General features: G+C 40.4%; 26 protein-coding genes. 1 reads left to right on the top strand and 25 read right to left on the bottom strand.

All coding sequences use genetic code 11. The features are described from left to right. Nucleotides 1-123 precede the first annotated feature (123 nt). Genes nusG through pbp2a form a run of 4 tightly spaced genes read right to left on the bottom strand, consistent with a single transcriptional unit; the run spans nucleotide 124 to nucleotide 3300 of the window. The gene (nusG, locus tag FJN11_RS10075) at nucleotides 124-660 is read right to left on the bottom strand and encodes a transcription termination/antitermination protein NusG (RefSeq protein WP_049492454.1); all 537 of its coding nucleotides are present in this window, start codon (nucleotides 658-660) and stop codon (nucleotides 124-126) included. A 53-nt stretch (nucleotides 661-713) separates the two neighbouring features. Further along, nucleotides 714-890 (bottom strand): preprotein translocase subunit SecE, encoded by a 177-nt coding sequence (secE, locus tag FJN11_RS10070; protein ID WP_001210990.1) that lies wholly within the window; start codon nucleotides 888-890, stop codon nucleotides 714-716. Nucleotides 891-899: 9 nt separating this feature from the next. Beyond that, nucleotides 900-1052 (bottom strand): 50S ribosomal protein L33, encoded by a 153-nt coding sequence (gene rpmG, locus FJN11_RS10065; protein WP_001809375.1) that lies wholly within the window; start codon nucleotides 1050-1052, stop codon nucleotides 900-902. A gap of 52 nt (nucleotides 1053-1104) precedes the next feature. Further along, complete coding sequence (pbp2a, locus tag FJN11_RS10060; RefSeq protein ID WP_042749897.1) at nucleotides 1105-3300, bottom strand: penicillin-binding protein PBP2A; 2196 nt, start codon at nucleotides 3298-3300, stop codon at nucleotides 1105-1107. Between the two features lie 86 nt (nucleotides 3301-3386). On the opposite strand from pbp2a, the gene FJN11_RS10055 reads away from it, so the two are divergent. Then, the gene (locus tag FJN11_RS10055; protein WP_083320506.1) at nucleotides 3387-4262 is read left to right on the top strand and encodes an RluA family pseudouridine synthase; all 876 of its coding nucleotides are present in this window, start codon (nucleotides 3387-3389) and stop codon (nucleotides 4260-4262) included. A 71-nt stretch (nucleotides 4263-4333) separates the two neighbouring features. On the opposite strand, the gene gap is transcribed toward FJN11_RS10055, so the two are convergent. From gap to FJN11_RS09950, 21 genes are all read right to left on the bottom strand, one after another. After that, nucleotides 4334-5341, bottom strand: coding sequence for a type I glyceraldehyde-3-phosphate dehydrogenase (gene gap / locus FJN11_RS10050; protein ID WP_000260685.1), 1008 nt, complete (start codon nucleotides 5339-5341; stop codon nucleotides 4334-4336). A gap of 320 nt (nucleotides 5342-5661) precedes the next feature. Beyond that, entirely contained in the window at nucleotides 5662-8313 is a 2652-nt protein-coding gene (gene adhE / locus FJN11_RS10045; protein WP_049552207.1) for a bifunctional acetaldehyde-CoA/alcohol dehydrogenase, read from the bottom strand. Nucleotides 8314-8612: 299 nt separating this feature from the next. Then, nucleotides 8613-9023 (bottom strand): MORN repeat-containing protein, encoded by a 411-nt coding sequence (locus FJN11_RS10040; RefSeq protein WP_140224617.1) that lies wholly within the window; start codon nucleotides 9021-9023, stop codon nucleotides 8613-8615. After that, on the bottom strand, nucleotides 9010-9453 hold the full coding sequence (locus tag FJN11_RS10035; protein ID WP_049552209.1) for a low molecular weight protein-tyrosine-phosphatase: 444 nt from the start codon (nucleotides 9451-9453) through the stop codon (nucleotides 9010-9012). Before FJN11_RS10035 ends, FJN11_RS10040 begins: the two co-directional genes overlap by 14 nt. A gap of 46 nt (nucleotides 9454-9499) precedes the next feature. After that, nucleotides 9500-9799, bottom strand: coding sequence for a preprotein translocase subunit YajC (gene yajC, locus FJN11_RS10030; protein ID WP_000445811.1), 300 nt, complete (start codon nucleotides 9797-9799; stop codon nucleotides 9500-9502). Nucleotides 9800-9916: 117 nt separating this feature from the next. Further along, nucleotides 9917-11893 carry a transketolase gene (tkt, locus tag FJN11_RS10025; RefSeq protein ID WP_140224616.1) on the bottom strand — a complete coding sequence of 659 codons (1977 nt, stop codon included), beginning with the start codon at nucleotides 11891-11893 and terminating at the stop codon, nucleotides 9917-9919. A gap of 115 nt (nucleotides 11894-12008) precedes the next feature. Continuing rightward, nucleotides 12009-12632 (bottom strand): ribonuclease P, encoded by a 624-nt coding sequence (locus FJN11_RS10020; RefSeq protein ID WP_140224615.1) that lies wholly within the window; start codon nucleotides 12630-12632, stop codon nucleotides 12009-12011. Between the two features lie 50 nt (nucleotides 12633-12682). Continuing rightward, the gene (gene jag / locus FJN11_RS10015) at nucleotides 12683-13672 is read right to left on the bottom strand and encodes an RNA-binding cell elongation regulator Jag/EloR (RefSeq protein ID WP_049492474.1); all 990 of its coding nucleotides are present in this window, start codon (nucleotides 13670-13672) and stop codon (nucleotides 12683-12685) included. Nucleotides 13673-13689: 17 nt separating this feature from the next. After that, a complete protein-coding gene (locus FJN11_RS10010; RefSeq protein ID WP_200872071.1) occupies nucleotides 13690-14514 on the bottom strand; it encodes a membrane protein insertase YidC in 825 nt (274 codons plus the stop codon). Further along, nucleotides 14489-14860: a ribonuclease P protein component gene (gene rnpA / locus FJN11_RS10005; protein ID WP_140224614.1), complete on the bottom strand. Its 372-nt coding sequence runs from the start codon at nucleotides 14858-14860 to the stop codon at nucleotides 14489-14491. Before rnpA ends, FJN11_RS10010 begins: the two co-directional genes overlap by 26 nt. Nucleotides 14861-15009: 149 nt before the next feature. Further along, the gene (locus tag FJN11_RS10000; protein ID WP_140224613.1) at nucleotides 15010-16200 is read right to left on the bottom strand and encodes an acetate kinase; all 1191 of its coding nucleotides are present in this window, start codon (nucleotides 16198-16200) and stop codon (nucleotides 15010-15012) included. Nucleotides 16201-16250: 50 nt separating this feature from the next. Continuing rightward, a complete protein-coding gene (locus tag FJN11_RS09995; protein ID WP_049521854.1) occupies nucleotides 16251-17204 on the bottom strand; it encodes a class I SAM-dependent methyltransferase in 954 nt (317 codons plus the stop codon). A gap of 60 nt (nucleotides 17205-17264) precedes the next feature. Continuing rightward, nucleotides 17265-17852 carry a class I SAM-dependent methyltransferase gene (locus FJN11_RS09990; RefSeq protein WP_140224612.1) on the bottom strand — a complete coding sequence of 196 codons (588 nt, stop codon included), beginning with the start codon at nucleotides 17850-17852 and terminating at the stop codon, nucleotides 17265-17267. Nucleotides 17853-17884: 32 nt separating this feature from the next. Further along, nucleotides 17885-18298, bottom strand: coding sequence for a competence type IV pilus minor pilin ComGG (comGG, locus tag FJN11_RS09985; protein ID WP_140224611.1), 414 nt, complete (start codon nucleotides 18296-18298; stop codon nucleotides 17885-17887). After that, a complete protein-coding gene (comGF, locus tag FJN11_RS09980; protein ID WP_140224610.1) occupies nucleotides 18276-18737 on the bottom strand; it encodes a competence type IV pilus minor pilin ComGF in 462 nt (153 codons plus the stop codon). Before comGF ends, comGG begins: the two co-directional genes overlap by 23 nt. Continuing rightward, on the bottom strand, nucleotides 18700-19002 hold the full coding sequence (comGE, locus tag FJN11_RS09975) for a competence type IV pilus minor pilin ComGE (protein WP_281280812.1): 303 nt from the start codon (nucleotides 19000-19002) through the stop codon (nucleotides 18700-18702). The genes comGF and comGE overlap by 38 nt, the downstream gene beginning before the upstream one ends. Beyond that, entirely contained in the window at nucleotides 18965-19369 is a 405-nt protein-coding gene (gene comGD / locus FJN11_RS09970; RefSeq protein WP_246039379.1) for a competence type IV pilus minor pilin ComGD, read from the bottom strand. The genes comGE and comGD overlap by 38 nt, the downstream gene beginning before the upstream one ends. Beyond that, nucleotides 19362-19688 (bottom strand): competence type IV pilus major pilin ComGC, encoded by a 327-nt coding sequence (gene comGC / locus FJN11_RS09965; RefSeq protein WP_045606658.1) that lies wholly within the window; start codon nucleotides 19686-19688, stop codon nucleotides 19362-19364. The genes comGD and comGC overlap by 8 nt, the downstream gene beginning before the upstream one ends. Before the next feature lies 1 nt (nucleotide 19689). Next, nucleotides 19690-20706 carry a competence type IV pilus assembly protein ComGB gene (gene comGB / locus FJN11_RS09960; protein ID WP_140224619.1) on the bottom strand — a complete coding sequence of 339 codons (1017 nt, stop codon included), beginning with the start codon at nucleotides 20704-20706 and terminating at the stop codon, nucleotides 19690-19692. Beyond that, on the bottom strand, nucleotides 20654-21595 hold the full coding sequence (comGA, locus tag FJN11_RS09955) for a competence type IV pilus ATPase ComGA (protein WP_140224608.1): 942 nt from the start codon (nucleotides 21593-21595) through the stop codon (nucleotides 20654-20656). Before comGA ends, comGB begins: the two co-directional genes overlap by 53 nt. Before the next feature lie 76 nt (nucleotides 21596-21671). After that, entirely contained in the window at nucleotides 21672-22037 is a 366-nt protein-coding gene (locus FJN11_RS09950) for a DUF1033 family protein (RefSeq protein WP_140224607.1), read from the bottom strand. Nucleotides 22038-22107 lie beyond the last annotated feature (70 nt).

The following is a 22107-nucleotide window of genomic DNA, read 5'->3' as shown; positions in this document are numbered from 1 at the left end:
CATAACGTCCCCCTTTCTAGATACAGTTTAACAGATTCAGAAACACTTTTGTCCCATTTCCTCCGTTCTGTCCCCTTTAGCTCCTCAACTGCACAAAAAAGAGAGGGCAAGCCTCTCTTTGGGTTATAATTCTGCAATTTGGTTTAGGTTTACTTCTGCTATTGTGTCATTACCAAACATAGAGATAATCATCTTCACTTTATTGTTATCAATCTCTGTAATCTTACCAGTATAATCTGCAAAAGCACCATCAATGATACGTACAGTTTGACCAACTTCAACATCGATATCAAACTCTTGTACAGTTTGTCCCATAGAAACCAAGATATCACGGATTTCTTGTTCCAATAATGGAGTTGGTTTTGATCTATTTCCGTGAGATCCGACGAATCCTGTAACGTTTGGTGTATTTCGAACAACAAACCAAGCTTCATCTGTCATCACCATTTCCACAAGAACATAACCTGGAAAGCGATTTTCTTCTACTTCTTTTCTCTTTCCATTTTTTTCAACTTGCACTGTTTGTGTTGGAATTTCAACACGTAAAATATTATCCAACATATTGTAGGTTTGTGCACGTTGTAATAGATTTTCTTTTACCTTATTTTCATAACCAGAATAGGTTTGTAAGACAAACCATCCTTTATCAAAACTATCCATGATACTTCCTTTCATAATAGAAGATTTCTAGCGTGAATAACTCCACAGGTCTTCTAAAAAATATTAATAAATCGAATCAAACCTGAAACAATCAACTTGTCAAAAATATAAATAATCACAACAAAGAAAGCAGTGTATTCCATGATAGACCGAAAATCTCTCCAGCTTTCCTTGCGAGTTGGCCATGTTGTGTCTTTAAGAAGTCTAAAAATATCTCCAATAAAACGCATCGCTCTCTCCTATCTCGTTTCTCTGTGTGTAGTGTACTTACCACAATGTTTACAAAATTTATTTACTTCTAGTCGTGTTGGCTTGGGGTTTCCGCTGATCTTGATTGAATAGTTTCTCGAACCACAAACCGCACAAGCTAGGCTTGCTTTTTTTAGTGCCATAACGCCTCCATCTTATCTATTATAACAAGAAAGCTAGGCTTTGACAAGCATCTTAACGAAATAGATTGACTACCGAATCCCATATCGTTTGAGCCTTTTCCTTAATTTTAGCATCTGAGATAGCACGGCTAGCCTCATCTACCAGATTTTGTGCACGACTTCTAATATCAGACAGGCTATTATCCGCCTGATTTTCTTCATTACTCTGTACTTGATTTCTTGTATTGGCTGGTGCAATTCCATTTTGCTTATAAGCATTTTCGACTGTAAAGGTACTTCCTGGCGTATAAGGTAAAATGGTATTTGCAATGTTTCTAAAGACATGGGCTGCACCGTTTGAAGTAGAGCCAGCTAGATAGTGGCTTTCATCAGTGGTAGGGAAACCAAGCCAGTGACTAATCACTACATCCGGAGTATAACCAATTACCCACTGGTCACTTGTGTATTCAGGATTGAAAACAGCTTCAGTTGTTCCAGTTTTTCCTGCCATGACATAGTCTGCAGGCGATGAACTAACACCGGTACCGTTGGTGAATGTCCCCAACATCATACTAGTCATCTTGTCAGCTACAGACTTATCAATCACCCGTTTTTGTGAATTTTTATGGCTCGCAATAACCTGCCCACTAGCATTTTCAATTCTACTAATAAAATGAGCTTCCGGCATTAAACCTTCATTTGCAAAAGCAGCATACGCTTGAGCCATTTGAAGAGGGTTGGTTTCAACACCGCTTCCCAAGGCGACACCAAGAACACGATCGACTTTTTCCATATTGAGTCCGAATTTTTCGCCCGCCTCAAAAGCCTTATCAACTCCCAAATCATTAACAGTGGCAACAGCAGGCAGATTAAGAGATTCTGCCAAGGCTTGATACATAGGAACTTCTCGACTCGTTTTGATCCCTGCATAGTTATCAACCTTATAGCTGTCATACTGCATAGTATGATTATCTAACTGCTTATTCAAAGCCCAGCCAGCTTCAACTGCAGGCGTATAAACAACTAAAGGCTTAATTGTAGAACCAGGGCTACGTTTTGATTGAGTTGCATAGTTGAAATTCCGGAATCCAGTTTTATCATTGCCAGCAACCTGACCGACAACTCCACGAACTCCACCTGTTTTCGGTTCGAGAGCCACACTTCCTGATTGAGCAAATGTTCCATCCTCTGCCCTCGGAAATAGAGCTGTATTTTCATAGACAACCTGCATATTTGCTTGATAGTTTTGGTCCAGCTCTGTATAAATGCGGTAGCCATTATTGACAATTTCTTCCTCTGTTAGATTATACTTGGAAACAGCTTCATTAACAACCGCATCAAAGTAAGAAGGATAGCGGTAATCTGAGATTTTTCCTTCATACTTATCGTGCAATTGCGAAGTCATATCAACTTCTGCAGCTTCGGTTTCTTGGTTTTTATCAATGTAACCCGCCGCAACCATATTCTGCAAAACAGTATCGCGACGATTGGTAGAATCTTCTACGGAATTCAAAGGATTATACAGTTCCGGCCCCTTTAGCATTCCTGCCAGAGTCGCAGCTTGATCCAGACTCACTTCTGATGCAGAAACTCCAAAGTATTTCTTACTCGCATCTTCTACGCCCCACACACCATTTCCAAAATAAGCGTTGTTAAGGTACATGGTTAGAATTTGATCCTTACTATATTTTTTTGTTAATTCTAAGGCAAGGAAAAATTCTTTCGCTTTTCTCTCAACAGTTTGATCCTGCGACAGATAGGCATTTTTAGCCAGCTGTTGGGTAATAGTAGAACCACCACCTGAACGGCCAGCAGTTACAATAGCCAAGAAGAAACGACCATAGTTAATCCCGTCATTTTTATAGAAAGAACGGTCTTCTGTCGCAATAACGGCATTCTGCAAATTTTTACTGATATCAGTCAATTCAACATAAGTTCCTTTTTGACCAGACAAGGCACCAGCCTCCTTTTCTTCACGGTCAAAAATGAGAGTTCGAGTTTTCAAGGCATTTTGCAAATCATTGACATTGGTTGACTTGGCTACAGCAAACAAATAGGTTCCAACTAGCAAGCCTGCACTCAAACCTAGTATAAGGACAATCTTTGTTAGATGATAGCGACGCCAGAATTTTCGAATTGGACCTACTTGGGCCAATTTTTTTCGATCACTACGAGAGCGACGTAAGCTAGTAGAATCAGAATCCTCTAGTTCACTTGTTTCTTTTTTAAAAAGAGAAAGAAATTTCTCGAATAATTTATCTAATTTCATGCGTTTATTTTATCATCTTCATCATAGGAAGACAAGAATTTAGCTATTTCCTATCCAAATAGGGCTTTTTTTGTTACAATATCTGTATGAAATTCACATTTACATTACCAGACTCTCTACCTCAAATGACGGTTAAGCAATTACTAGAGGAGCAACTCCTCATCCCTAGAAAAATCCGTCATTTTTTGAGAATCAAGAAACACATTTTGATTAATCAGCGAGAAGTTCATTGGAACGAAATGGTAAGTCCTGGAGATGTTTGCCAGTTGACTTTTGACGAGGAAGATTATCCCGAAAAAGAAATCCCTTGGGGCAACCCAAACCTCGTTCAAGAAGTTTATCAAGATCAACACTTGATTATTGTCAACAAACCTGAGGGTATGAAAACACATGGTAACCAACCAAACGAAATCGCACTTCTTAACCATGTCAGTGCCTATGTCGGCCAAACCTGCTATGTCGTTCATCGTCTGGACATGGAAACCAGTGGTTTGGTTCTCTTTGCCAAAAATCCTTTTATCCTGCCTATTCTCAATCGCTTATTGGAGAAAAAAGAGATTTCTAGAGAATATTGGGCACAGGTTGACGGACATATCAACAGCAAAGAACTTGTTTTCAAAGACAAAATCGGACGTGATCGCCATGATCGCAGAAAACGAGTAGTTGATACAAAAAATGGCCAATATGCCGAAACACATGTAAGCAGATTAAAGCAATTCCCAAACAAGACTTCCTTGGTTCGTTGCAAACTAAAGACAGGGCGAACACATCAGATTCGCGTGCATCTCTCTCATCACAACCTCCCTATCCTGGGTGATCCTCTCTATAATAGCAAATCAAAAACAAATCGGCTTATGCTTCACGCCTTTCGACTGTCCTTTACCCATCCGCTTACATTAGAAAAGTTAAGTTTCACTACCCTTTCCGATACATTTGAAAAAGAATTAAAAAAGAATGGATGATTGTTGTGTCATCCATTTTTCAATATAAGAAAAGCAAGGCCAAGAGGCCTTGCTTTTTATCGACTCATGAATTATTTAGCGATTTTTGCGAAGTATTCAAGAGTACGAACAAGTTGTGCAGTGTATGACATTTCGTTGTCGTACCATGATACAACTTTAACCAATTGTTTACCGTCAACGTCAAGAACTTTAGTTTGAGTTGCGTCAAACAATGAACCGTAAGACATACCTACGATATCTGAAGATACGATTGGATCTTCTGTGTAACCGTATGATTCGTTTGAAGCTGCTTTCATAGCTGCGTTTACTTCATCAACAGTAACGTTCTTTTCAAGAACTGCTACCAATTCAGTAACTGATCCAGTTGGAGTTGGAACGCGTTGTGCAGATCCGTCAAGTTTACCGTTCAATTCTGGGATTACAAGACCGATAGCTTTAGCAGCACCAGTTGAGTTAGGAACGATGTTTGCAGCACCAGCGCGAGCACGGCGAAGGTCACCACCACGGTGTGGTCCGTCAAGGATCATTTGGTCACCAGTGTAAGCGTGGATAGTAGTCATCAATCCTTCAACAACACCAAAGTTGTCTTGAAGAGCTTTAGCCATTGGAGCCAAGCAGTTTGTAGTACATGAAGCACCTGAGATAACTGTTTCAGTACCGTCAAGAACGTCGTGGTTAGTGTTGAATACAACTGTTTTAACGTCGTTTCCACCAGGAGCAGTGATAACAACTTTTTTAGCTCCACCTTTAAGGTGTTTTTCAGCTGCTTCTTTCTTAGCAAAGAAACCAGTAGCTTCAAGAACGATTTCTACACCGTCAGTAGCCCAGTCGATTTGTTCTGGATCACGTTCAGCAGAAACTTTAACGAATTTACCGTTAACTTCGAATCCACCTTCTTTAACTTCAACAGTACCGTCGAAACGACCTTGAGTTGTGTCGTATTTCAACAAGTGTGCAAGCATAACTGGATCTGTAAGGTCGTTGATGCGTGTAACTTCAACACCTTCTACGTTTTGGATACGACGGAAAGCAAGACGACCGATACGTCCGAAACCGTTAATACCAACTTTAACTACCATTAGTGATTTCCTCCTTATGAAAATCATGAAATTTTTATTGTGAAAAGAGTAACTTGAATCACTACAAATCACCTTTCAACAAACCTATTATATAACTATTTGAGTTGAATTGCAAGTACGGGCGTTGTTTTTTGTCTATACCCCACTTATTTTTCTTTCTCCTTTGAAAGCCTATACTGCTGTCTTTCTTTGTCTACCTAGTCATTTCTCACTTTCCTTTTCAGATGAAAAGTGAAAACAGAAAAGCTAAAAATTATTTTCAATACTCCAATTCTACAAGAAAAGAGACAGGAAATTCCTGCCTCTAGGCTGATAAACAATTATTTACGGCGTCCTGGTCTTTCTTTGTAGCCATAGTAAGAATCTTCGATGATTTCTTGCATATGGTCAACCATTGGAAGGCGTGGGTTAGCAGGTGAACATTGGTCTTCGTAAGCAAGGAAGGCCAATTCACGTGAATGTTCTTTCCATTCTTTTTCATCAATTCCTTGTGCTTTGAAGTTCATTTGGATACCTACGCGCTCACCAAGTTCGTAGACAGCTTTTGCGTAAGATTCCACACCTTCTTCTGGAGTAGAAGCTGGAAGTCCAAGCATGCGTGCGATATCTTGGTATTTTTCATCTGCACGGTAGTAGTTGTACTTAGGCCATGTTGCTGTCTTAGCTGGACGTGTACCGTTGTAGCGGATGACGTATGGAAGCAAGATAGCATTAGTACGACCGTGGATTGTGTGGAATTGCGCACCAATCTTATGGGCCATTGAGTGAGAAATACCTAGGAAGGCATTGGCAAAGGCCATACCAGCGATTGTTGAAGCATTATGCATTTTCTCACGTGAGTGGAAGTCTGCATTTTTAACTGAGCTTTCAAGATTTTCGAATACAAGTTTGATTGCTTGAAGTGCAAGACCGTCAGTGTAGTCGCTAGCCATTTGTGATACGTAAGCTTCAGTCGCGTGAGTCAATACGTCCATACCAGTATCCGCAGCAACAAATCCAGGAACTGTCAATACCAAGGCAGGGTCTACGATTGCCACAGTTGGTGTCAATGAGTAGTCAGCGATTGGGTATTTGCGGTTGTTTGCTTTATCAGAGATAACGGCAAATGGAGTTACTTCAGATCCTGTACCAGATGTAGTTGGGATCGCGATAAATTTAGTCTTCTTACCAAGTAATGGGAATTTGAAGGCACGTTTACGGATATCCATGAATTTTTGGACAAGGTCACGGAAGTCCACTTCTGGTTGTTCGTAGAAGAGCCACATTACTTTAGCAGCATCCATTGGAGATCCACCACCGAGAGCGATGATTGTATCTGGTTTGAAGGCACGCATAATCTCAGTACCACGGTTTACAGTTGTGATATCTGGATCTGGTTCTACATCAGCAAAGATTTGGTAAACAACCTTATTGCGACGAAGGTCAAGTTGTTCGATGATACGATCAAGGAAGCCAAGCTCTACCATGGCATGGTCAGTAACGATCATGACACGTTCAACGTCACGACATTTTTGAAGGTATTGAATTGAATCACGTTCAAAGTATGTTTTTGAAGGAAGTTTCATCCATTGCATGTTATTTCTCCGTCTTCCGACTTTTTTGATATTCAAGAGGTTAATGGCACTAACGTTATCCCCAACTGAGTTGCGTCCGTAAGAACCACATCCGAGTGTCAATGATGGCAAGAAGGCATTGTAAACGTCCCCGATACCACCGAAAGTAGAAGGTGAGTTACAGATAACACGAATAGCTTTAACAGCTTTACCAAATTCTTTAGTCAATTCTTCATCAGCTGTGTGGATAGCTGCTGAGTGTCCAAGACCGTTAAATTCAACCATTTGACGAGCCTTAGTAATACCATCTTCACGGCTTTCAGATTTCAAAACTGCGATAACTGGTGACAATTTTTCACGAGTCAATGGCTCGTTTTCACCCACTTCTTTACATTCTGCAGCAAGAATGTTTGTTCCTTCTGGAACTGTAAATCCTGCTTGTTCTGCAATCCAAGTTGCTGGTTTACCAACGATATCAGCGTTCAATTTTGCACCAGCACAGTTTTTGCTGTTTGCTTTCACGCCGAAGCAGAATTCTTCAAGAAGAGCTTTTTCTTTTTTGTTTACAAAGTAAGTGTGGTAAGATTTGAACTCTGCTACAAATTCATCGTAAATTTCTTTATCAATGATAACCGCTTGTTCAGATGCACAGACCATACCGTTATCAAATGATTTAGACATGACGATATCGTGTGCAGCTTGGCGAATGTTAGCTGATTTTTCAACATAAGCTGGAACGTTTCCGGCACCTACCCCAAGAGCTGGTTTACCACATGAGTATGCGGCTTTAACCATGGCATTACCACCTGTTGCAAGGATTGTTGCAACACCTTCGTGGTTCATAAGGGCACTTGTTGCTTCCATAGATGGTTGAGTAATCCATTGCACACAGTTTTCAGGAGCACCAGCTGCGATAGCTGCATCGCGGACGATACGAGCTGCATGAGCAGATGATTCTTGTGCTGATGGATGGAAAGCAAAGACGATTGGGTTACGTGTCTTCAATGAAATCAATGATTTGAAGATTGCTGTTGATGTTGGGTTTGTTGTTGGAGTGATACCACAAACAACACCAACTGGTTCAGCAATAAGAGTCAATCCTGTTACATCATCTTCTTCAATAACACCAACTGTTTTAGTGTGACGCATGTTGTTTACTACGTGCTCACAAGCAAACAAGTTCTTAGTTGCTTTGTCTTCAAATACACCACGTCCTGTTTCTTCATAGGCATGTAGAGCCAATTCTCCGTGGGCATCCAAAGCTGCCACTGACGCTTTAGCTACGATGTAGTCGACCTGTTCTTGGTCGAGTTTACGCATTTCCTCAAGAGCAACTAAAGCTTTTTGCACCAAGCCATCGACATGCTTTTCAGCAGCGAGTTTCTTTTCTTCTGGTGTCACAGTTTTTTTATCAGCCATATTTTCCTCCATAGCTTTCAAGGATCGATATCCTTTGTTAATTTTTTCACAAGTTTATTATAACGCATTATTTCAACTTTGTAAACAGTTTCACAAACATTTCACAAAGAATTTTTTATTATTTGTGAAATTTTTCTCATTTTCTTCAATTGGCAAGTTTTTTCTTTAGAGTTTGTGAAATTAATTTCAAATATTTTTTATTTCACAAACTTACTTGGAAGAGGGGCTTGGAAAGAGATAGATTTTCTAGTAAGCGCTTACTTTTAGATGCTAACAATACCTCCTTTGATAAGGAGGCTTTATTTTTGTTGAAAAACGCCTTGTTTAAAAGTCCCTTCATAAACAACTTCTTGTTCTGTTGTTAGTTTTCCTTTTCCTTCAGCCTGACCATTTACAAAATCACCTTCGTAGGTCCAGCCTTCTTTAGATTGAAAGGTACCTTTTCCGTTGAAGGCTCCATTGTTGAAACCACCAGTATACTGGTCTCCATTTTGGAAGGTAACGGTACCTTGCCCATTCATTTTACCACGGACAAGACTGCCATCGTAAACAATCGTTCCATTATCAAGCTTTAGAACACCTTTTCCGGGAATATTTAGAAAAAAGACGAGCACAGCACAAAAGACAATCGTAACTACTACCAAAAGCTCTAAACGTGGACGAGTCAGATAGACACGATACTTGTCGTAAAAATTCTTAAGATTTTCCATCTTCACTCTCCTTCTCTAAACGTTCTAACCATGCTTGACAACCCTCTTGAACACGCTGATAGGTTTCCTCAAAATCTCCTGTATACCAAGGATCTGGAACGCTTTCAGATGCAAATGAGTAAATCTTATCTTGACAGTCTACTGGACACATCTGACGTAAGTCAGAAACATTTGAAGCGTCCATTCCGATAATATAATCAAAGGCTTCAAAATCTTCCTTGCTAATCTGAAGCGATGTTTTGGCTTTGTCATAAGGAATCTGATACTCTTGAAAAATTCCTTGAGTTCCCTTATGAATCGGATTACCATGTTCCCAAGAGGAAGTCGCTCGACTTTGGATTTCATAATTATCTGTCATTGATTTCATAACAAACTCGGCCATAGGGCTGCGACAAATATTTCCCAAACAGACAAAGACTAGTTTTTTCATCCCATTTCCTTTCTTTTATAGAAAAACGGGAGTTAGTAATCCCGTCTTATTTTTCAATTGCGCCTTCTAGTGAAGCTGTTTCTTTCAGCGGTAATACTGTCTTGATAGCAGCTAGTTCAAAAGTCAAGTAAACTCCATCGACATCAAGAACAATGGTTCTCTTCTCAGTATCTACTTCATCGACTGTTCCGTAAAGTCCACCGATTGTAATCACTTCATAGCCTTTTTGCAGTTTATTTAAGCTTTCCATACGTTTTTGTGCTTGTTTCTTTTGAGAGCGTTGCGTAAAGAACATCAAGCCCACCATAGCCACAAGAATGATTAAAAATGTATATTGTGATTCCATTATATTCTCCTTTGTCTTTTACATAGGACTACTATATCAAATTTCAGTTACTTTTACAAGATTGTACCTTACTTTTCTAGTAAGAAAAAACCAGAGCTTGCGCCCTGATTTTTAGAATTATTTCAAGTTTTGAACGACTTTAACAAGATTTTCTACAGTAAAGCCATATTCTGCCAATACTTTTGGTGCTGGTGCAGAGGCTCCGAAGGTATCAATACCAAGAACAGCACCATCTAGACCAACATATTTGTACCAGTTTTGACTTGCACCCATTTCGACTGCAACACGACGGCGAACTGCATTTGGAAGAATTTCTTCCTTGTATGCTGCATCTTGTTTATCAAAGACATCTGTAGATGGCATGCTGACTACGCGGACTTTTGCGCCTTGACTAGCCAATTCTTTAGCAGCTGCGACAGCAAGATTGACCTCTGAACCTGTTGCAATCAAGATGGTATCAAAGTCTGCTGCATTTTCATAGACAACATAGGCACCTTTTGCAACCTTGTCGAAGTCTGTCCCTTCTTCAACAGTCAAGTTTTGACGGGTCAAGACAAGGGCAGTTGGTGTTTTTTCGCTTGTCACTGCAAGGTACCAAGCTGCTTGCGTTTCACGCGCATCTGCTGGACGGAAAACATTTAGATTTGGCATAGCACGAAGACCTGCTAAGTGCTCAACTGGTTCGTGCGTTGGACCGTCTTCCCCAACCGCGATTGAATCGTGGGTAAAGACATAAGTCACAGGAAGTCCTTGCAAGGCTGACAAGCGGACAGCTGCCTTCACATAGTCAGAGAAGACGAAGAAAGTTCCACCGTATACACGAAGTCCACCATGAAGGGCCATACCGTTCAAGATCGTTCCCATGGCAAATTCACGAACACCAAACTGAATGTTACGGTTCAAGCGATTGGCATCGTCTTGAAGTCCGTCAGTCTTGATATAAGTCATGTTCGAGTGAGCTAGGTCAGCTGATCCACCTAGGAAGGTTGGTAACTTAGCTGCCACAACATTCAAGGCATCCTGACTCGAGTTACGAGTTGCTTGAGAGAAACCATTTTCTAAAGCTGGGAAGTCTGCTGGAGTCACTTCAACCGGATCACGTCCATCAATAATGGCTTCTACTTCTGCAGCCAATTCTGGGTGAGCTTCTTTATAATCAGCAACTAATTTTGTCCAAGCTTCATAAGCTGATGCGCCACGGTCTGCAACATTTTCTTTGAAATCAGCATATACTTGTTCTGGGATTTCAAATGGTTCGTAGTCCCAACCAAGGGCTTGACGAGTTGCTGCAGTTTCATCTGCTCCAAGAGGGGCACCGTGTACAGCATTAGTTCCTTGTTTGTTTGGAGAACCGTATCCAATAACCGTCTTCACTTCAATCAAAGATGGTTTACCTGAAGCTTTAGCTGCTTCGATAGCAGCATGGATTGCTTCTAAATCTGTTCCATCTTCAACCAAGGCAGTATGCCAACCGTAGGCGTTGTAACGGTCACGAACGCTTTCAGTGAAGGAATCCTTTGTCTCACCATCCAAGTTGATGTCATTTGAATCATAAAGGACAACCAACTTGTCTAGTTTTTGCAAGCCTGCATATGAAGCCGCCTCACTTGAGACACCTTCCATCAAATCTCCGTCTCCACAGATAACGTAAGTATAGTGGTCAAAGATATTGTAGCCTTCACGGTTATATTTCGCTGCCAAGAAACGTTCTGCCTGGGCAAAACCAGTGGCAGTTGAAATCCCTTGTCCTAGAGGACCTGTTGTAGCATCAATCCCTGCTGTATGACCAAATTCTGGGTGACCTGGTGTTTTTGAACCCCATTGACGGAAGCTCTTGATCTCATCCATGCTGACATCTTCAAAACCAGAAAGGTGAAGAAGGGCATAAAGGAGCATTGAACCATGGCCTGCTGAAAGAATAAAGCGGTCGCGGTTAATCCAGTTTGGTTGAGCTGGATTGATACGAAGTTGTTTTGTAAAGAGGCTGTAAGCCATCGGAGCTGCTCCCATAACCACACCTGGGTGACCTGAGTTAGCTTTATTAATGGCGTCAATACCTAGGAAACGAATTGCATTAACAGATAGATTTGACATAGAATTTCCTTTCTATTTGAGGTGATTATTGGATCACACATTCTATTTTACTATTATATGAAAAAATACATAGAATAGCAATTAAACAATTCGACGTAAATAAGTATTCTATTTGCTATCCTCTAGTCGCCTGATAGTAGGGAAGTAAGCGCTCATAAGCTTCATCTAATTTTTCTAAAATCACTTCTAATGATTGATTTTCTATAAAAGAAACATCTGCTTTAACTAACACTTTTCGGATTTCTTGACTGCCTATCTTCTCAACTAAGACCTGACGATTTTCTTCGTTCGCCTCCCACCGTTGACTTTGGCCATCAGAGTAGACTAGATAATAAATCCCTTCTATCACTGGAACTTCTAGGACCTTGGTTTGTTTCTCCAAAGTTTGCTCATCTTTCTTGCGCTCGATGAAACTGACTTCTATGGAAATACCAAAATCAGAAGGATTCCCGTACAAACGTAAGGCTAGCATAGGCTCTGTCACTTGTCCGTCTCTCTGTAGATAGACCCAGAAATGTGGTCTCAAACGTTGCGCCTGATTCATCCACTGGCTAGTCTGTTGGAGTTGCCATTCTAGATGGCTTGCTTGAAAGGCTTTGGCTAGCTCTGTAAAAGCCTTTCTGGCCTCTTGACCTTTGTGGCGAAATGCCATCATTTTCTCTCGTTCTTCTCCCGCTTTATCAGGATTACGGTACTGTAAACCAGCAAAGTCTAGATAGTCTCTTATCTTATTCAACATTAATTTAATCTCCTCCAGCTAGCAAAAAATCAGGATAACCCTGATTTTGTTTATTCTGTATCTACAACGACATAGCGATTTGGCTCATCACCCTCAGAGTAACTAGTCACGCCATCCATGCGTGAAATAATACGATGGATAATCTTGCGTTCGCTATTTGACATTGGATCTGTCTGATGACTACGGCCTTCTTCTAAAACACGAGCCGCCAATTTTTGCGCATAGGTCTGCAAGACTTCTGCACGGTGTTCAACATAATCATTAACATTGATTGTGATATAGAAGGTTCTTGAATAGCGGTTATAAAGATAATTTTGAGCCAATAGTTGCAAGGCCTTTAAAACTTTGCCATGGTAACCGATAATACGACCTGGTTCGTTGGTATCAATTTGCAGATTGATGCTACGACGATTATAATCATTCGAAATCGTCGCCTCAACGTCCATATCATCAATAATAGTTTGAACATAAGTCGTTACTTCCGTAGCTACTTGTTCAATATCAAAGCTCGGTTCCACCTTTAAGCCCAAATCTTCTAATTCTTGACTTTCAGTTCGTTCAGCTTGAGTCTCGACAATAGGAGTTTCTACTTCTTCTCCGAAACCAGCTTCTTCAAGCTGTAATTCATTTAAAATCTCAATGTGCCCAGTTTCTTCTAAGATGGTGCTAGCATGTTTTTCATTTTTCAAGATTTCAGCCTTGACTTCATCAGAAACCCCTTGGCCTTCTTCTTCAATCTTTTTAATTGCTTCTACAACATGACCCAAATCAACGGTTGCTTCACTGACCGTTTTGACCGGTTCATTTTGTTCATTGATTTCTTTAGGAACACCCTTAATAGCTTGTTGATTTGCTTTAATGACAGTTGTTTCACTAATAGCTTCAATGTCAACTTGAGCTGGTTTTTTACCAAATAAACCAAGAAATCCTTTTTTCTCGCGAGAAATGACTTTGATATGAGCCTTCATTCTTGGAATATCTAATTCTTTCAATCCTTTCTGGATTGCTTCTTCAACAGTTGAACCTGTAAATACTCCCATTACCAGATTCCTCCTTATTATTTCGTTTTCTGAGCCTTTTTCTTGGCTTTTCTTTTTCTATTTTCCAAATCTTTCTGTGCCTGAGCTACCGCCTCGCGCTCTGCAATAATCTTGAATGGATTGTTCAAGAAATAGGTTTGCAAGACTTGATAAGCATTGGACACTGCCCAGTAGAGAGCGACTCCGCTCGGAGCATAAACCCCAAAGATAAAGATTAAGACTGGAATACCATACATCATCGCAGTCGTAGCGCCATTACGCTCAGACAAGGCTTTATTAGACAGCCAAGTACTTAAAAAGGTAAATACAGCTGCTAAAATCGGAAGAACAAGGGTTGTATCCACACCACCAAGGTTAATCCATAAGAAATGACCTGTCTTTAAAAAGTCAACTCTTGATAGAGCTTGGAACAAAGCCAAGATAACCGGCATCTGAATCAAAATCGGCCAAAGAGAATCTGACTGTCTGACACCCATTTCTTTAAAGACTTTACGCATTTCTTGCTCTAGCTTGGTTCTGCTTTCCATATCTCGACCTGGATATTGTTCTCGAAGCGCCTTAATGCGAGGTTGAGCTTCCTGCATTTTTCTGGATGCCACCATTTGCACTTGGAAAACTGGCAAGAGGACTGTACGAATCAAGATCGTAAAGAGAATAATCCCTACTCCGATACTGATATCAAACGATAAAAAGCGAATGATTTCCGCAAAGAAGTAAACAAATTTACTCCAAAAATCAGCCGATTCGGCTGTAATATCGCTAGTTGTCCCATTTGTCGCACAAGCTGTCATGATTAATAGGGACAGTCCTAGCAAACTAGTCAACTGTAGTTTCTTTTTCACTCCCATTTCCTTCCTGGTAAATCTTTGATAATTTTAATACGTGGAGTAGGTTTTTCTCCATCTCTGCGTATCCCAAGGCTTCAACCCCTTTTCGAGCAATGACAACAAAATCGACATCTTCTACCAGACTCCCTTTTGCATTCTGGATAATATGTCTAATTCGTCGCTTAATTTGATTTCTAGTGACGGCATTCCCAAGTTTTTTGCTAACTGATAGACCTACTCGAAAATGTTTTTTCTGGTTTTCCAATTGGTAGACAACAAATTTGCGGTTAGCAAAACTTGTCCCCTCCTTGAAAATCGCCTTAAAATCTTTCTCTCTTTTTACACGAAAGTTTTTCTTCAAAACTCAACTCCATCTATTAAATTACTACTATTATACCATATTTTTCAAAAAAACCAATCATAGCAAGGTTTTGGACAATTTCACCATAAAAAGAAGCTGGAAAAATCTCTTTCCCAACTCCTTGTACGGAATATTTTTACTAGTTTTACTTATTTTTTCAAGCGTTCAACGTCACGGGCAATGACCAATTCTTCATCAGTTGGAATAACCAAAACACGGATCTTCGCTGCCTCTGTTGAGATGTCTCCTGTCACGCCAAAGACGTTCTTTTCTGGATCAACATCACAGCCAAACCAAGAGATACCTGAGATAACATCTTCACGTACGTTTGCTGCATTTTCACCGATACCTGCAGTAAAGATAATAGCATCTGCTCCATTTAAGACTGCAAGGTATTGACCGATATGTTTTTGGATACGGTCAACATACATTTCATAGGCTAAAGTGGCATCGTGGTCCCCTTCTTCCATAGCAGCAATCACATCACGCATATCACTGGATTTACCTGAAACCCCCATTAGTCCTGATTCACGATTAAGAACGTGACTAATGTCTTCAGGAGTATTAAAGTCCTCTGTATATTGCATTAAGTAAGGAATGATAGCAGGGTCAATATCTCCTGTACGAGTTCCCATCATCACACCACCAAGTGGAGTGAATCCCATTGAAGTATCAACAGATTGACCGCCCTTAACTGCTGTAATAGAAGCACCATTACCGATGTGGCAAGTAATCAATTTCAAGTCCTCTAATGGACGGCCCAAGAGTTTCGCTGCTTCTCCTGCTACAAACTGGTGACTTGTACCGTGGGCACCATATTTACGAACCTTGTTTTCTGTGTAATATTTTGTTGGTAGAGGGTAGCGATAAGCTTTCTCTGGCATACTTGTGTGGAATGAAGTATCAAAAACAACTACACTGGTAATATCTGGCAACAATTCCTTGAAGGCGCGAACACCTGCTGCATTGGCTGGATTGTGGAGAGGAGCCAACAAGCTCAACTCTTCAACTTTTTCTAAAACATCTCCCTCAACGACTGTTGATTCTTTGAAATATTCTCCACCGGCAACAACACGGTGGCCAACACCTGTAATCTCATCATAAGCCTTGATAATATCGAAACGAATCAAGTCATCCAATAAGATTTTTACAGCTTGTGTATGATTTTCGATATCCAAAATTTGTTGTTCAGAACGATCATCAAATTTTACAGTTGAAATTGAATCTTTCAAACCGATACGTTCAATCAAACCTTTCGCCAATACTTTTTCTTCTGGCATTAAGTATAATTGCCATTTCAAACTTGAACTTCCTGCATTGATTGCAATTGTTTTTGTCATAACATGATACCCCTTTTTAAGCGTTTTCATCTATTATAACAAAATCTATTTTATATTTCAGTACCTTGAGTCCATTTTTGAAAATTTTCTTTAAATTTCATTAAAACACTTGCATCTTGCAAGCTAGCAAGTGGATAAACAAAAGGCTCCACTGCTATTTCACTTTTCTTCTGTAAGATAAAAATCGTCTTGGATTGTTTAGCATTAGCAAAGAGATTTTCAGGCAGACTGATCATAGCAACCAAACTTGCCTCCTCTTTCAACCAGCCTTTCAACAAATCACTTTGAGGGCTGGTCAACAAATCACTCGGAGCTAGAAAAATAGCGTATCCGTCTGACTTGAGATACTTAAGCCCTTGTTCCATGAGCAAGTGATGGGCGTAGGTATGTTCTTGACTTGAAGCAACTTGATGGCGCGACGCAACGGCATCATCAGGATAATAACCGACAGGCAAGTCGCTGATGACCACATCGCTTTCTTTGAGCATTTGTGGACGAACGGCATCTCCTTGGACAAAGCCAGCCTGCAAACCAATCACATCTGCCATGCTAGCTGCCAGATCAATCAGCAAATCATCTACTTCCACTCCCAAATAATCCACTTTCTTAGCAAGAGAGGTTAAGAAAGTAGCGCCCAGAATCCCCATGCCAGAACCCATTTCGAGGATAGTGATTTCCTCCTCTTTAAACAATTCCTCCACAATAAACACCAAAAGTAAAGCAATAGCATCTGGTGTAAACTGGTGATTGGCCTGCAAGGGTTCTGTTTGCCCAGCCTTCATCAAGAGAAACTGGTAGGTCTTGAGCCATTCTTCTTTGCGTAGCGCTAAACGCTTAAGGGCTTGATTGTTCTCCTTGACCTGCTCTAACTCAGTCTCACCATCCAGATAAATGCTGTTTTGCTCCACCAAGGCATCATAAAAATTGGTCGCCAAATCACTTTGGATGACTTGGACATTCTCTAGTAAATACGTATAAGCTTGTTCAATTTTTTCAAAATCCATATTCCTATCTTATCAAATTTCCCTTCTTTTTTCCATCCTTATAGAAAAATCACTCCCTGACTAGGCGAGTGATTTTTGGGCTACTGTTAAAAAGAGTTCTGAGTAATTTCCTTGAAACAGGTCTTCAGCACTGTAAAGAATCTGACTGTCAATGCTCGAAAAACCAAACTGAGCTAGCTTGTTTTCCAGTTCAACCAATTCAAATCCATGATGGTTAGCTTCTGTCTTGGTAAAATCAGCAAGTAAAAGTTGTCCGTTTTCTCTCAGATGTTGATGAAACAGTGAGAGAGCCGCATCCAAATCAGGCATATGATGAAGAACCCGACAAACAACAATGAGATCAAACTCTTGCTTCAAGGGATTTTTCAATAAATCTTGCTCCAAAAACTGGATATTCTTGATGTCTTGCTGCTCCGCTTTCAAGCGAGCTTGCTCCAGCATTTTCTCCGAAATATCTACCAATGTTACAGATTTGGCCTGCTTAGCTAGGGGCAAGGTTAACAGACCCGTCCCTCCACCGAAATCTAAAATTTCTTTGTCTGATAGAAGATCAATCTGTTTCTCGACTGCTTGACAAACCAAGTTTGCAAGGAAGATATTTTTAGGTGAATCAAAAGTTTCTGCTTTGTGGTTAAAATCATGTTTCATATTTTTAGTTTAGCACAAAATAGCTTGATTAGCTAGGAATTCTCTTTCTTTTCAGACTTCTCTTCTGATTTTTTCTTCTCCGCTTTTTCGCTTGAATCAGTCTTCGCTTCTTCCTTTTTCTCTGTCTTCTCTTCTTTGATTTTGACTGAAGGAAATAAGAACTCATATTGGCTTTTAGGCGTACGAACCCTTGTCACCAAGCTTGTTTTCTTGTTTTGATAGTTCACCTGACCTAGATTAAAGGCCTGTTCCCCACTTTCTTGCTCAATCTTATCCTTGGTTCGCTTGGCCATAGCAAAAGCAAGCAGCTTTTCTTTATTTAAAGCATAGTCTTGATAGTGGGCAACTTGTCTGTTCAAGTAAAATTGTAACAAAAGGCTAAAAATGGCTGCCATGGTGACTGCATAGATGAGAACACCTGCCTTAACTTTTTTCTTTTTCCACACGATAGATGAAATCCCTTTCTAAACCTTTTTGGAATTGAAAACGAAAGCGAACCAGTTGATTCTCCTCTGTAATCTGCGCAGATTTGAGTCCATAAATCATAGGCTGATATCCTCGTCCACTGGCATCAGTTTTTCGAAAATCATCTGATTTTGACTTACCTATCGCAATTTCCTTGCCATCCTGCTTCATATAGAGGCGATTGCCCTCCACTTTTTCGAACTTCGAACGATCTAATTCCACCTCCAACTGGTCCACAAATAAGAGCCACTCTTTTTGCTCACTTTGCTGCTGATAGCGAACTTCTGAAATGAGGAGCTGACTCATGGCTTGAAAGAGGAGTAGACTCCCACTGATGACAATCAGGGCAATCAGAGATTCCAACAAGGTGAAAGCCTTGACCTTATTGCTCTTTGATAGCCAACAACTGTTCTGAACCATGATAAACCTCCAATCCCTTTTCACTAGAAAACACCTGAATCTCCACTCCGTTTATGTTTACCTGATTTTGACCTGTCTGCAGTGCCATCTTAGCAACACGCACAACTTCTTCTTTCTGCAAGATTTTTGCTTCTTTTTGCCTATTCTTTTGAATTTGTCCCAAAAGGAGAGTCGCGATGCTGGCAAAGATAGCTAGAGAAACTACTGCTTCCAGTAAAATCACTGCCCTAATTTTTTGCTTCCTTAATGCGATTAATTTTTCCATTTCCTAGATATAATTGATAACGAATCGCTCCTTTACTGGTCTGAAATTCAACCTTAGCTAGGGACGAATTACCCCCAGTTCGGTCAAATGTGATACTTTGTCCTGATGGTGCTTGAATTCCTTTAGGAACTGTCAACTTTTGACTGCCATTGCTAATCGTCTGCCCATCTAAGTATAGACTAGCCTTTTGCTGACTAGCTACACTACGTTTTTGTGTTTCCCGATAGAGTTCTTCAAACTCCATAAAGAAAATCTGCTCCTCTACCGCCGCAAAAGTGGACTGGACAGAGTCGGACAAGCCCAAGGCAAGGATACTCACAAGACCCAAAACTAATAGACTTTCCAGCATGGTAAAGGCCTTAATCATTGACTTTACGATTTGCTCCTCCGTTTTTAGTATAGTATTCATTATAGGCTTTAGCCTGTTCAGGAGTAATACGCCCATCTGCTTGTAACTTGCTTAGGCTAGCATCTTCATTTTTATCCAAGCTATAAAGCTCTGCCTGGCTTTCTACCACCTTAACAACAGCAGCTTTTCCTTTGTCGTTGACTGCTTCTTTTTGCTTGGTCAGATTAGGTACAAAGAGTAATAGAAGCACACTGATGATGAGCAAGACCACCAACATCTCCACAAGTGTGAAAGCTTTAACCTTAGCTTTTTTCAAGAATGTCATCATTTTTTTCATTTTAAAAATTTACCTCCATATTTTGATACATGGGCATGAGCATTGCCGCATAAAGTAAAACGATAATCAGTGCCACAAAGATAAAAACCAGTGGCTGCACAAAATTCATGGTGCGATTGACTCGGGTAAAAAAGGCCTCCCAAGTTTTTTCAGCATAGATTTCCAACTCACTACCCAGCTTGGACTTGACTTCCCCATATTCAATAATCAAGCTCAACTCCTTCTTAAAGAATGGATATGTCGCTATCGTCTGAGAAAATTCCTGACCATTTTGTAAGGATCTAGCTAGATTTTGACCGATTTCTTTAAAGAGATGAGAACCCTGTTCCTGCATGATCTGAAAAATCTGCGTCAGCTCCATTCCCTGTGAAATCATATTCCCCCATTCACGCGCATAATAGGCTGTCAAATAGGTCTGCACAAAGATTCCAAGAAAAGGAAGGCGTGCTAGGATAGAAAAGACGCGCATCTTAGAACTTCTTTTATAAAAAGTTAGTGCTAAAAGGACACCTACTGAAACAAGGCCTACCATTCCTAGAAAGATTTGTGGCAGATTGCCGATAATTTGGGTGGCAATATTGCTACTATCCAGTTGTGGTAGTAGGTAGTTCCGTAGCCCCAGCATGATTAAGAGAAGAAAACCCAGCAAAATCAAAGGATAGGTTGCTACTTCAATTAATTTTTTCTTGACCTTGGCTAGATTGTCTAGATACTCTTCTATCTTTCCCAAACTCAGGTGGAGATTTCCATGGACTTCCGCTAGGGATAACTGAGTGACAATGGCACTTGAAAATCCCAAACTTTCCATCATTTCTGAGAATGATTTGCCCTGAGACAAGCCTGTACGCATCTGGGTCACACACTGCTTATCCAACAAGGCACTCCTATCTAAAAAGGAGATAGTCTCCACCAGATGAAAACCGCTGGAAAAGAGATTGTTAAACAGGGTGATGATATTTTTTTGCTTAGCTGTAGCTAATTTTTTCCGTTTCAGCCTGAAGACTTGTGATATGTCCATCTTTAAGAAGTTGGTCAATCTGTTCATTCCAGCTAGTTGACTGGTGTTCTTGATAGTCTTTGTTTGCAAACTCAACAATTCCTCCTCCCCCGATTAATCTCTGGTAGCAGACTCCTTGCAGAACGACTGCTAATTCCTCCTCACTCACACCCAACTCCAACAGGCGCTCATAAACACCTCGAATACTCTTGGCATGAATGGTTGAAAAGACTGTCGCACCTGTCAAACTAGCTCTAACTACTGCACGCGCCGTCTCGCTGTCTCGAATTTCTCCGATAATCAAAAGGTCAGGACGATGACGTAAGGAAAGCTTGATGAGATTTTCATAGGTTAGTCCGATTGCTTCATTTAGCTGCAACTGGAGCATGTCGTCCTGCTTGATTTCGACTGGATCTTCAATAGACATAACCTGTTGCCCCTTAAAAAGGGACTTAGCTAATTCATGCATCAGGGTTGTCTTGCCACTGCCGACTGGGCCAGCAAAGAGATAGAGGCCACGTTGCCTGTACTGCTTACCCAGTTCTCCAATATCCTGAAACCAAAAATGCAAATCCTGCTCCTCATCATGCAACAAGCGAATAACTAAACTCTCATGCCCTCGATAATCACCTACAGTAGATAAACGTAGGGACGCCATCTTCTGGTCATATTCATAATCACAGGAACCAAGTTGACTACGTCTCTTCTCCCCAACATTCATACCCGCTACAAACTTAAAGTGACTGATAACGGCCGCAAATTTTTCAAAATCATAAGAACCGATTTTACAGCGCTTGTCTCCGACCCTCATATGAAGCTCATAGGCGTCTAACTTGGGGACAAAATAAATGTCTTGCGCTCCTTTTTTTCGAGCCGAACGAATGATTTCTTGTGCAATTTCTTGAACCATACTTACCTCCTCAACTATACTATTCGCAAAGAGTTGGAAAAATAAAAAAAGCAACTCCAAAAAAGTTACTTTTTCTCTAATTTAATTTCATACGGCAAGAACGGTGCCTTTCCTTACCTGTTTGTTTTTCATAGCCTGGGCGTAATTTTTCATCTGGAATAACCTGCTCGTCCTGCAAAAGAGCCAAAGAATGGTATTGTTGTAAATACTCGTCACATTCATCACACCAACGTTGGTCTTCTGGATCCCAGAAAATGGTCATCAAGTCACTTCTACTTTTATAAAAAGGGGATTCTTGTTCCAATCTAAACCAGCAAGTTTTGTAGTATTTGAGAGCATCATAATACTGGTCAAATTTCTTACTAGCTACAATATCTTCTTCCCAACCTTCTAAGAACCACCAAGGTTCAAAATCTCCATACATTTCTATAACACGATACATATTCATTCATTTCCTTTGTATCGTATATTATAACTAATTCCATTAAACAAGGAAAGAAATATGCTCATTT

Source organism: Streptococcus symci (assembly GCF_006385165.1).
Classification (GTDB): Bacteria; Bacillota; Bacilli; order Lactobacillales; family Streptococcaceae; genus Streptococcus; species Streptococcus symci.
The sequence above is the reverse complement of the archived record's forward strand: the minus strand, read 5'-3'. Positions and strand labels throughout refer to the sequence as shown.